The organism is Ahrensia kielensis DSM 5890 (genome assembly GCF_000374465.1).
GTDB classification, from domain to species: Bacteria; Pseudomonadota; Alphaproteobacteria; order Rhizobiales; family Rhizobiaceae; genus Ahrensia; species Ahrensia kielensis.
The window spans coordinates 502,326-513,519 of sequence record NZ_KB894529.1; the positions used below are offsets into that span (position 1 = coordinate 502,326).

The following is an 11,194-nucleotide window of genomic DNA, read 5'->3' on the forward strand; positions in this document are numbered from 1 at the left end:
ACTGGAAAACTACTTTCAGGTCTATATTAGCTGTTGCTTGAAAACTATGCGCGCTGACTTAAACTTTACAATCAAAACGCATTTATTCGCCATTTAAGAGGATTGAGCATTGCAAGCAGACGACATTATTGACCGTCAACGCCTTCGTCGCAAGGTAACTTTCTGGCGCATTGCAGCTATTCTCATTGCCGCGATCGGCGTTATATGGGCTGCCAGTTATTATACAAATGATAATGAAACTAGTGGCTTTGCCTATGATCACATCGCAAAAGTGAAAATTGATGGCACCATATTCGAAGATGAAGAATTACTTGAGCGCTTAGAAAAGATCGAAGACGACGACTTTGTTAAAGGCGTAATTCTTTCCATTGATTCTCCTGGCGGCACGACAGTCGGCGGCGAAGCTATTTTTGAAGCCGTGCGCAAAATTGCCGAGAAAAAGCCCGTTGTTGCACAAGTTGGCACTCTGGCCGCTTCTGCTGGCTATATTATTGCCTCTGCCACGGACCAAATCGTCGCACGCAAATCGTCGATAGTCGGCTCGATTGGTGTTATTTTTCAATATCCGAATTTTGAAGGCCTTTTAGATAATCTCGGCGTTGATATGCGCTCCATAAAATCATCGCCTATGAAAGCCGAACCCAATTTCTATGGCGACACGCCGCCAGAAGCAGAAGCAATGATTGAGCGCATGATTGTGGATAGTTATGATTGGTTTAAAGGCATCGTTACAGAGCGCCGCGGTTTTGAGCCGGAAAAAACAGCCCAACTTGCTGATGGTTCCGTGTTTACAGGACGTCAAGCTTTAGAAAACGGCCTGATCGATCAATTGGGCGGTGAAGATGTCGCCCGCGATTGGCTTATAGAACAAGGCGTTGACCAAGATTTGGACACAAAACTTTGGAAAAAGAAGCCAGAGCGTAACAATTTCTTATTGCCGAATGCTGCAATGGCATGGTTCATGAAACAAGTTGGGCTCGAAAGTCTATCTCTTCCAATTGCAGAGCAATTTGGTAAACGGCTTGCGCTTGACGGTATGCTCTCGATTTGGCACGTTCAAAGCGCTGAGAAGAATTAGTAGAATACTAGATGAATAGTACATGGGGACGTTATGATAAAGTCTGAGCTTGTGCAGGTAATTGCAGATCGAAATCCGCATTTATATCAAAGAGATGTCGAGAATATTGTAAATGCGATCCTCGATGAAATTACAGAAACGCTCGCCTCAGGAAATCGCGTTGAGCTTCGTGGTTTTGGCGCTTTCTCGGTCAAGAACAGACCGCCGCGCGAGGGCCGCAACCCACGTACAGGCGAAACAGTACAGGTTGAAGAAAAATGGGTACCATTTTTCAAGACCGGCAAAGAGCTTCGCGAACGTCTAAACAAATAAAAAGTCTTTAGACTTTCTAGGAAAGAACCATGATCCGCAAAATTATTTTTGTGCTTATCCTCATTCCGCTTGCAATCGCCTTGATTGCACTCACGGTTGCAAATCGGCAAACGGTTGCGTTCAATCTTGATGTGTTCAATCCATCCAATGGCGCTTTAAGTTTTGATGCTCCCTTCTTCGTATGGTTGTACGCGGCCAGCGCAGTTGGCGTTATTGTTGGCGGCATTGGTAGCTGGCTTGCACAAAGCAAACACCGCAAAAAAGAACGCGCTTACAAAAAAGAAGTTCAGCATTTGCGTTATGAAATGAAAGAGGCCGGTGTTGGCGAAAAGAAAACAGCTTCATCCGCTCTGGCATTGAGCAATAACTAACATAGAGATTCCGTGAAGCCCGTGGTTCTTGGCTTTTCGCGTTCAATCCTCCATATGAATAAAGGACGAGGCTGCTTATGCAGCCTTTGACCCATTCAGTCTATCAAATTGGAATTAGATGTGCGCCCACCGCGATCCAAAAACAATAAGAACAAATCGCAGCGCGGCCCAAGGGTTGAAAACAGCGCACCGGAAGCTGGATTTCGCCCAAAACCTAAATATGCAGCAAAACCTGCAACGCCCTCAAAAACGGGCAATCATGTAGAAAACCGCGCTCCGGTTGTTCGCCCACGCAAGACCGCCAAGCGTCCGTCGGAAAAACTGCCTGTCATTTTAGAAACCGCGCCCGACAAGAATCACGCACTGCTTGATACGGGTGATGGGCTAAAGCTTGAGCAATATGGCGATATAAAAATTATACGCCCTGAGCAGCAAGCTATTTGGGGTAGAAGCCAAGATGATGCACTTTGGGATAGCGCCAATGCAATCTTCACTGGAGATACAGACGAAGAAGGCATGGGCCGCTGGCGTTTTCCAGGCACGCAACTTGGCGAAACATGGCCAATGGCTTTCGATGGCGTCGGATATTTGGGACGCTTTACATCATTTCGTCATGTTGGTGTCTTTCCAGAACAAGCCGCGCATTGGCGTGCTATGCGCGAAACAATTAAACGCTCTGGCAAGCAATTGCGGGTTCTCAACCTATTTGGTTATACCGGCGTAGCATCTCTGGTCGCTGCCGATGCTGGCGCGCATGTTACTCATGTTGACGCCTCTAAAAAAGCGATCGGATGGGCACGCGAAAACCAAAGCTTTGCCGGTCTTGATGAGATGCCAGTTCGCTGGATTTGCGAAGACGCGATGAAGTTTGTGCAACGCGAAGTGCGCCGCGGCAACACATATGACATCATCTTGCTTGATCCGCCTGCCTATGGGCGCGGACCCAATGGTGAAGTCTGGCAGTTATTTGATCACCTTCCCGACATGCTGGATGGTTGCCGCGATCTTTTAAGCGACAAACCTGAAATGCTGATTTTAACGGCCTACGCTATACGCGCGTCATTTTTTGCGATGCATGAAGCAATGATGGACAGCTTTACTGGCTACAAAACACAGGGCTGCGTTGAATCAGGAGAATTAATCATTCGCGAAAAATTACGTGGGCGGGCGCTTTCCACCTCCATGTTCTCACGTTGGTTGCCGGAGACTTTTGATGAGTGACGAACACACAAATGGCGGCCGCATAAAAGAGATCACCAGCGTCTCTAACCCGATTATAAAAGACATTCGTCTGCTGGAAAAAAAGCGTCACCGCGAAGAAACCAACTCCTTCATTGCAGAAGGCATGAAATTAATCATTGATGCCATTGATAGCGGCTGGACGTTGAAAACACTTCTTTTTGCAGCATCTCACCGCGAAAATGACAATGTTAAAAACCTTGTCACACGCGCTGTGACTGGTGGCGCGGATGTTTTGATTGTGCCGGAAAAAGTACTTGGCACCATTACACGCCGCGACAACCCGCAAATGGTCGTCGGCATTTTTGAGCGCCAATTGCTTGATGCCTCTGATATAAAACCAGAAGCCGAAGATGTGTGGATTGCTCTCGACCGCATTCGCGACCCGGGTAATCTTGGCACGATTATGCGCACAGCTGACGCTGTGGGAGCAAAAGGCATTATTTTGGTTGGGGAAACCACAGACCCCTTTGCCACCGAAACCGTGCGCGCGACGATGGGCTCCATCTTTGCGATACCAGTTGCCCGCTTAGGCGAAGCAGAATTCATTGATTTTGCCAAGAACTGGAACGGTTTTGTTGTCGGCACACATCTTGCTGGTTCAGTGGATTATCGTGCGCCACAATATTCAGGCCGTCCGACATTATTGATTATGGGCAATGAGCAATCTGGCATGCCGCCGCCGCTTGTTGACGTGTGCGAACAACTCATCCGCATTCCACAAGTTGGCCGTGCTGATAGCTTGAACCTTGCGATTGCAACGGGTGTTTGTCTTTACGAAGTGCGCCGCCATGCCCTTGCACTTGAAGAGCGGGAAAGCCGTATATGAACAAATATGCGAGTGGCTTTCTCATCGTGACTTTGGTTGTGGTGATCGATCAAATAACAAAATATTGGGTGGAAGCCCAAATGGCATACCAACAGCAAATCGAGTTACTTCCATTCTTTTCGCTGTTTCGCACCCATAATGAAGGTATCGCATTTTCAATGTTGCGGGGCCTTGGCCCTTGGCCTTTGGTTTTGATCGCAGTCGCGGTCGTCTGTTTCGTGGCATGGCTTTGGCGTTCTAACCCTTCATATCGCTGGTTATCACACCTTGCATTTGGCCTCATCATAGGGGGCGCGATCGGCAATATTATTGACCGTGTCATGTATGGCTATGTCGTCGATATGTTTTTGTTCTACTTGGAAAACTGGTCATTTGCCGTTTTCAACATTGCCGATGTTGCCATAAGCGTTGGCGCTGGCCTCGTCATTTTGGACGAATTGATAACATGGCGCAAAACTAAAATGATTGACAGGAATCCAGAGTAACACCACGTTCTTATCTAAACGGGAGATAAAAATGGCTGATACTTTTAAAGCGATTATGGTGTCGCGCGACGAAGAGAAAAAACAAAGCGCCACTATCGAAGACATTACGCTTGATGACTTGATGGACGGCGATGTTGTCGTCCGCGTTGAAGCAACGACCGTCAATTACAAAGATGGCTTAGCGATTACGGGCAAGTCACCGGTTGTGCGCCGCTGGCCGATGATCCCTGGCGTTGATTTTTCTGGCACTGTTGTTTCTTCAAACCATGCGAAGTGGAAAGCTGGCGACAAAGTTATTTTAAATGGCTGGGGCGTTGGCGAAACGCATTACGGTGCCTATGCGCAGCAAGCGCGCGTTAACGGCGACTGGCTCATTGCTTTACCTAAAAGCATGAAACCCAAAGATGCAATGGCAATCGGAACAGCGGGCTACACCGCGATGCTTTGCATTTTGGCACTCGAAAAAGCTGGCATTACACCCGATAGCGGTCCGATTCTCGTAACAGGGGCCAATGGCGGTGTTGGTTCTGTTAGCGTTTCCCTGCTTGCTAAGCTTGGCTATCGTGTCATCGCCTCTACAGGGCGCACATCTGAAGAAGCGTTTTTAAAGAACCTAGGCGCATCTGAAATTATCGACCGTGCTGAATTGTCTGAACCTGGCCGTCCGCTGGGAAAAGAACGTTGGGCTGGCGCCATTGATTCTGTTGGTTCAACAACACTGGCCAATGTACTTTCTCAAACTCAATATGGCGGCGCTGTAACCGCCTGCGGATTGGCGCAAGGCATGGATCTGCCCACAAGCGTTGCACCATTTATTTTGCGCGGCATTTCACTGCTCGGCATCGACAGTGTCATGGCACCAATCGCACTGCGCGAAGAAGCGTGGGCTCGTCTTTCCACTGATTTGGATGGAGAAAAACTTGCCAGTATCGCAACGACAATTAGCTTCAATGAAATCATTGAAACGGCGACAGGAATATTGGATGGCAAAGTGCGTGGACGCGTTGTCGTTGATATGACCGCATAAGGCGTACAAACACTAAAATTGTATCTTCTAGTTTTACGGCATAATAACCCAAAAGGTTTATGTCGTGAACATGGATAATGGGCGCGCAAAACCTAAGAGCAATAAAGAGTTGGAAGCTTATGCTGACCGGCTGTGGGAAAGCGTTGAAGTTAGCGCGCTTGGTGATACCGCATTTGAAGCGTTGAGCGATGTCGTTGTTGACTGCACATATGATGGAAAAATCCTACGCGCCAATATAATTTTCGGTGATCTCGTTGGCCTACCGCTTGAACAAATTATTGGCCAGCCATGTCATCAGTTCGATTTTCTGCGCAACAATGAAATCCCACGCTGCGAAAAGAAAATAACATCCCAAAGCGGCACTGAAATTTGGTTTGACCGTTTGCAACTTTCCATGCGCGAGCCGGAAAATGGCGATACATTTATCAGGGTCATTGGCCGCGATATTACCCAGCAAAAGCGCACCGAAGCGGCATTAATTGAAGCGCGTCATCAAGCAGAAGAAGCCAACGCAGCCAAGTCGCGCTTTCTGGCCATGGTCAGCCATGAAATTCGCACCCCATTGAACGGCATTATGGGCATGGGGCGTTTGCTGGCCGATACACAGCTAACAGCCGAACAACGCAATTATACCGAATCGATGATTAGCTCCAGCGAAGCGCTTCTTCTTCTCGTGAATGATCTTCTGCAATTCGGGCGTGAGGACATAGCGGCAAATCGCATAAACCCCGAACCTACCTTTATTGCCCCGCTTATTGCAGGTGTTGTAGAGCTGCTTGCGGACAAAGCACATAAAAAAGACATTGATCTTGGTTATGGCTTGAGCGCAGATCTTCCTGAAAAGCTCAATATCGACGCAGGTCGCCTGCGCCAGATTTTATTTAATATTATCGGCAATGCCCTCAAATTCACCGGCAAAGGCGGTGTCCGCATCGATGTTTCTTTTTGCGATGAACATTTGCAAATCCGGGTGAAGGACACAGGTCCAGGCATTGCAGAGGAATACCAGGCCAGTGTTTTTGAACCATTTGAGCAGGTTGAAAACACCTTTAGCCGTACACATGATGGTGCTGGTCTTGGGCTTTCCATCGCTAAAAAAATGGCAAATGCGATGGGCGGTGACATTTTTCTCAAAAGTAAAGTCGGCGAAGGCTCTGTCTTTACACTGAGCGTGCGAGCAACGCCGCTGCTAGAAGCAAGAAAGAAAGAATTTCTGAACGAAACAGCTGTGATTTGCGCACGCAAAGGCTTTGAAGCAGACCTCATTTGTGAACTCGCAGCACGTTCAGGCATGCATGTCTTACATACGACGAGCATTTCAGAGATGCATGATCTTGCAAATCAATGGCCCTACCCATCTAAAATTATCATTGATCAACGCCTGACGGATATGGCGCCTTTAGAACAAATCGAATTTGCTTTGCCCAACTGCCAAATTATCGCCCTCATAACACCTGAACAGCGCGGCACAATTGGAGCAGCTTTTAAAGCAGCAGAACATGGTTTTCTGACACGGCCAGTGCGCCCTTCAACTGCATTACAAGTGTTTGCCAATGAAATTCCAATGGCCGAATACACAAATAGTACCGCGCTAACGATTACTGAAAATAGCGAACCGAAAAGCTACAAAGTGCTGCTTGCTGAAGACAATCCAATTAACGCATTGCTTGCCAGTAAGCTACTTGAACGAGCATCCTGCCAAGTCACACATGTTACCGATGGTGCACAAGCTGTTGAGAAGCTAAACGCGCAACATGACTATGACATTGTGCTCATGGATCTTCACATGCCTGTTATGGATGGGCTAACGGCAATAAAAGCGATCCGCCAAAATGAAGAAGAACGCGGTGAGAAATCGGCCACCATTTTGGCTGTTACTGCCGACAATCAAATTTCAACCAATAATGCTATTATGGCAGCGGGCGCGTCCGGCATTCTTGAAAAGCCATTTAATATTGATGTTTTAAAAATAGCTTTGGAAACGAAAACAGCATCAATGGGATAAACTTGGTTTGACTTTAGTCGCAGCTGTCACCATTTTGTTGTGAAAGATTGATATTTCACGTTCAAGAGTAAACTTGAAAGCGTGATATGAACCACATCATACGCAATTTGCCAAAGCAAAAAACACAAATATTTGAAGAACATAAGGCTGGCAATTTGCTCGGCCAAATCGGCTTTCTTCACGTTAGACTAGCCGAATCAAAGGCTGAAATTGAGAAAGCTCAGTCTATTCGATACGATGTTTTTTACCGCGAATTTGGTGCACATGCTTCGCCGTCTTGCAGCGCATCTGGCCTTGATCAAGATTTATTTGATGATCATTGCGACCACCTGATTGTGCTCGACACTGAAATTGTCGGCTCAAGTGAAGATCAAATTGTCGGCACTTACAGATTGATGCGCAAACAACATGCACAATCTGCTGGTGGCTATTATTCGGCAGGTGAATTTGCCATTGCGAGCCTGATGACGCGCCACAAAGATCGTAATTTTTTAGAGCTAGGCCGCTCATGCGTTCTGCCAAAATACCGCTCCAAACGTACTATTGAGTTACTTTGGCAGGGTATTTGGGCTTATTCTCAACAGTACAAAATTGACGTCATGCTTGGCTGCGCATCCTTTTTTGGAACCGTTCCTGCCAGACATGCCGAAGCATTGAGCTTCTTGCATCACCACGCCCGCACCGATGCTTCATGGCATATTGCACCAGTACCGGGCAGGCATGTTTCGATGGATTTAATGCCTGAAGAAGCCATCAATATGAAAACGGCTTTGAACACGCTGCCGCCGCTGATTAAAGGCTATCTTCGCCTCGGTGCTAAATTTGGCGAAGGCGCTGTGATTGACCATGAGTTCAACACGATCGATGTGATGGTGGTTTTGCCGGTTGAAAATATCTCCGGTCGATACAAAGCTTATTATGGAGAAAATGCCGAACGGTTTGCCGCTTAGGCTCTAATATAGCCCGTTACACTGAACCCTCTGCAACCTTTGCAGGGGATTTCATTAAATTGCCCTGTTTCGATGACGTTTAAAGACGCATAAACGGATTAATCTGGCGCTTAGGCGCGAATTTAAATCGAACAGTTCAGCAAGTCATCATGAGTGCAGAAACGTCAACACCACAGACATCAACGCCAGACGCGGCAAAGCCCGTCAGCGCGCCAACGCCTATGATCGCTCAATTTCTCGAAATTAAAGCCGCGAATTCAGATTCGTTGCTCTTTTACCGTATGGGAGATTTCTATGAGCTTTTCTTTTCAGATGCAGAGATAGCATCCAAAGCACTTGGCATTGCATTGACCAAGCGCGGCAAGCATCTTGATCAAGATATACCGATGTGCGGTGTCCCTGTTCATGCCGCGGATGACTACTTACAAAAGCTCATTTCAAAAGGTTACCGTGTCGCGGTCTGCGAACAATTGGAAGACCCTGCGGAAGCCAAAAAACGCGGTTCAAAATCTGTGGTTCGGCGCGATGTAACACGCCTTGTTACGCCCGCGACAATCACAGAGGAAAAGCTTCTTGATCCGAGTGACACATCCTATCTCGTTGCTGTTGGCCGCGTAAAAGCAAATGGTGATGTGCTGGCGCTTGCGTGGATTGATATCACAACCGGACAATTCAGGTTGATGGAAACCGATGCGCGGCGCCTGCTTCCCGATTTAATGCGCATTGGCCCTAAAGAAATTGTTGTGGCAGAGCCCGTCTATCATGATGAAATTTTAAAACCTTCTTTTGAACAATTTGGCCGCGCTGTTTCATTGCAACCTGCCGTTCTGTTTGACAGCGCAACGGCTGCGCAAAAGCTTGCTAAATTCTACGGCGTTCAAACAACAGACAGCTTTGGTGATTTTTCACGCGCTGAACTTTCAGCTGCAGCGGGTGCGCTGGCCTATATTGAGAAAACGCAGATCGCTGAGCGCCCCTCACTGCAAAGGCCAGAGCGTGAAAGCGAAAGCTCACTTTTATTCATCGATCCTGCAACACGGCTCAACCTCGAACTTGAAAAAACATTAAACGGTTCGCGTGATGGATCATTACTCAAATCGATAGACCGCACCGTAACCGGCGGCGGCGCTAGGCTTTTGGCTGAGCGTTTGCGCGCTCCGCTCACAGATTGCGGCGACATCAATCAGCGTCTTGATGCTGTTAGCTTTTTTCTAAGTGAAGACGATCTTGGCCAAAAGTTACGCACGCTTCTAAAATCCATGCCGGATATGCCGCGCGCGATTTCGCGCTTGTCGCTTAATCGCGGTGGGCCTCGCGATCTGGCTGCAATTTCAAACGGGTTAAAGGTTACACGTTCAATTTTTGACGTTCTATCTGCGTGCGAAATGCTGCCACAGGAAATTCAATCGGCATCCGATAATTTAGCGATGGCTCCCGACGATATTCATCAATTGCTGGAACGGGCTCTTGGCGATGAATTGCCATTGCTTAAACGTGACGGCGGTTTCGTGGCCAATGGCTATAATGACGAGTTGGACGAAATGCGCGGCCTTCGCGACCAGTCCCGCCGCATCATCGCTGAGCTGCAAGCAAAATATGCAGATGATACGGGCGTTAAATCACTCAAGATCAAGCACAATAATGTGCTTGGTTATTTCATCGAAGTCACCGCTTTAAACGCAGGTCCGCTAACGCAAACAGATGAAGCCAAAGGCAAATATATCCATCGCCAAAGCTTGGCAAATGCGATGCGCTTTACAACAACAGAGCTTGCTGATCTTGAAAGCAAGATTGCAAGTGCTGCAGGTAGAGCTCTCGCTATCGAGCTTGGTGTGTTTGATCAATTGCGTGATGCAACTGTTGCACAAGCTGATAGTTTGCGCGCCTGCGCACAGGCAGCTTCGGTCTTAGATGTTACCATTGCGCTTGCAGAGCTTGCAGGTGGACAAGGTTATTGCCGTCCAATCGTTGACGATAGCCGTGTATTTAACATTACGGCGGGCAGGCACCCCGTTGTTGAGCAGGCACTTCGCAAACAGGCGGGCGCGCCTTTCGTTGCCAATGATTGTGATTTATCGCCGCGCACTGATGGCGACAATGAGCATGGCGCAATATGGGTTCTAACCGGTCCCAACATGGGCGGTAAATCAACATTCCTGCGCCAGAATGCCCTTATCGCAATTATGGCTCAAATTGGCTCTTTTGTTCCTGCTGGTGCAGCTCATATCGGCGCGATTGACCGCCTGTTTAGCCGCGTTGGTGCGTCTGATGATTTGGCGCGCGGCCGATCAACATTCATGGTGGAGATGGTGGAAACTGCCGCTATTCTCAATCAGGCAGGCCCCAACTCGCTGGTTATTTTGGATGAAATTGGGCGCGGCACAGCAACCTTTGATGGACTTTCAATTGCTTGGGCAACCATCGAATATCTGCATGAACAAAACAAATGCCGCACGCTTTTTGCAACGCACTTTCATGAATTGACCGCTTTGAGTGAACGCCACAATCGCCTTGCGAATGTTACGATCAAGGTCAAAGAATGGAATGGCGATGTGATCTTTTTGCACGAAGTCATTCATGGAGCAGCAGACCGTTCTTACGGTGTACAGGTCGCACGGCTTGCAGGCCTACCTGATGCGGTTGTTGCGCGTGCAAAGCACGTCTTGGAAGAGTTGGAAACACAAGGGCGCGAGAGTAAGACAGCAACGCTCATTGATGATTTACCGCTCTTTTCAACTGAGATCGCACGTGCAGTTGAAAACAAATCATCAAAGCCTGTTCTGACAAACAATGCGCTCAATACCGCGCTTGACGATATGACGCCTGATGAAATGACTCCTATGCAGGCCATGGAAGCACTATATAAGCTAAAATCGATTGCAGCTAAGAAGGAATAAA

At 47.9% G+C, this 11,194-nt stretch carries 10 protein-coding genes; all 10 read left to right on the forward strand.

The window, feature by feature from the left end; translation table 11 throughout:
* Nucleotides 1-109: 109 nt before the first annotated feature.
* The 10 genes from sppA (at nt 110) to mutS (ending at nt 11,193) form a co-directional block, all read left to right on the forward strand.
* Nucleotides 110-1,078: a signal peptide peptidase SppA gene (gene sppA / locus C504_RS0108595; RefSeq protein WP_018688926.1), complete on the forward strand. Its 969-nt coding sequence runs from the start codon at nt 110-112 to the stop codon at nt 1,076-1,078.
* Between the two features lie 33 nt (nt 1,079-1,111).
* Nucleotides 1,112-1,390, forward strand: coding sequence for an integration host factor subunit beta (locus C504_RS0108600; protein WP_018688927.1), 279 nt, complete (start codon nt 1,112-1,114; stop codon nt 1,388-1,390).
* Nucleotides 1,391-1,419: 29 nt separating this feature from the next.
* Nucleotides 1,420-1,761, forward strand: a complete 342-nt coding sequence (locus C504_RS0108605; protein WP_018688928.1) for a LapA family protein — start codon at nt 1,420-1,422, stop codon at nt 1,759-1,761.
* A gap of 108 nt (nt 1,762-1,869) precedes the next feature.
* A complete protein-coding gene (locus C504_RS0108610) occupies nt 1,870-2,982 on the forward strand; it encodes an RsmD family RNA methyltransferase (RefSeq protein WP_018688929.1) in 1,113 nt (370 codons plus the stop codon).
* Nucleotides 2,975-3,829, forward strand: coding sequence for a TrmH family RNA methyltransferase (locus C504_RS0108615; protein WP_018688930.1), 855 nt, complete (start codon nt 2,975-2,977; stop codon nt 3,827-3,829). The genes C504_RS0108610 and C504_RS0108615 overlap by 8 nt, the downstream gene beginning before the upstream one ends.
* A complete protein-coding gene (gene lspA, locus C504_RS0108620; protein WP_018688931.1) occupies nt 3,826-4,314 on the forward strand; it encodes a signal peptidase II in 489 nt (162 codons plus the stop codon). The genes C504_RS0108615 and lspA overlap by 4 nt, the downstream gene beginning before the upstream one ends.
* 31 nt (nt 4,315-4,345) lie before the next feature.
* Nucleotides 4,346-5,341 (forward strand): acrylyl-CoA reductase (NADPH), encoded by a 996-nt coding sequence (acuI, locus tag C504_RS0108625; RefSeq protein ID WP_018688932.1) that lies wholly within the window; start codon nt 4,346-4,348, stop codon nt 5,339-5,341.
* A gap of 70 nt (nt 5,342-5,411) precedes the next feature.
* Nucleotides 5,412-7,346 (forward strand): ATP-binding protein, encoded by a 1,935-nt coding sequence (locus tag C504_RS0108630; RefSeq protein ID WP_018688933.1) that lies wholly within the window; start codon nt 5,412-5,414, stop codon nt 7,344-7,346.
* 86 nt (nt 7,347-7,432) lie between these two features.
* Nucleotides 7,433-8,296 carry a l-ornithine N(alpha)-acyltransferase gene (olsB, locus tag C504_RS0108635; RefSeq protein WP_018688934.1) on the forward strand — a complete coding sequence of 288 codons (864 nt, stop codon included), beginning with the start codon at nt 7,433-7,435 and terminating at the stop codon, nt 8,294-8,296.
* 149 nt (nt 8,297-8,445) lie between these two features.
* Nucleotides 8,446-11,193, forward strand: coding sequence for a DNA mismatch repair protein MutS (gene mutS / locus C504_RS0108640; RefSeq protein WP_018688935.1), 2,748 nt, complete (start codon nt 8,446-8,448; stop codon nt 11,191-11,193).
* Nucleotide 11,194: the final 1 nt, after the last annotated feature.

What these genes read in the sequence shown, in the direction of transcription:
- C504_RS0108605 (WP_018688928.1), top strand. Translation starts at nt 1,420, where the DNA reads ATGATCCGCAAAATTATTTTTGTGCTTATCCTCATTCCGCTTGCAATC.
- mutS (WP_018688935.1), top strand. Translation starts at nt 8,446, where the DNA reads ATGAGTGCAGAAACGTCAACACCACAGACATCAACGCCAGACGCGGCA.
- olsB (WP_018688934.1), top strand. Translation starts at nt 7,433, where the DNA reads ATGAACCACATCATACGCAATTTGCCAAAGCAAAAAACACAAATATTT.
- C504_RS0108615 (WP_018688930.1), top strand. Translation starts at nt 2,975, where the DNA reads ATGAGTGACGAACACACAAATGGCGGCCGCATAAAAGAGATCACCAGC.
- C504_RS0108600 (WP_018688927.1), top strand. Translation starts at nt 1,112, where the DNA reads ATGATAAAGTCTGAGCTTGTGCAGGTAATTGCAGATCGAAATCCGCAT.
- C504_RS0108630 (WP_018688933.1), top strand. Translation starts at nt 5,412, where the DNA reads ATGGATAATGGGCGCGCAAAACCTAAGAGCAATAAAGAGTTGGAAGCT.
- lspA (WP_018688931.1), top strand. Translation starts at nt 3,826, where the DNA reads ATGAACAAATATGCGAGTGGCTTTCTCATCGTGACTTTGGTTGTGGTG.
- acuI (WP_018688932.1), top strand. Translation starts at nt 4,346, where the DNA reads ATGGCTGATACTTTTAAAGCGATTATGGTGTCGCGCGACGAAGAGAAA.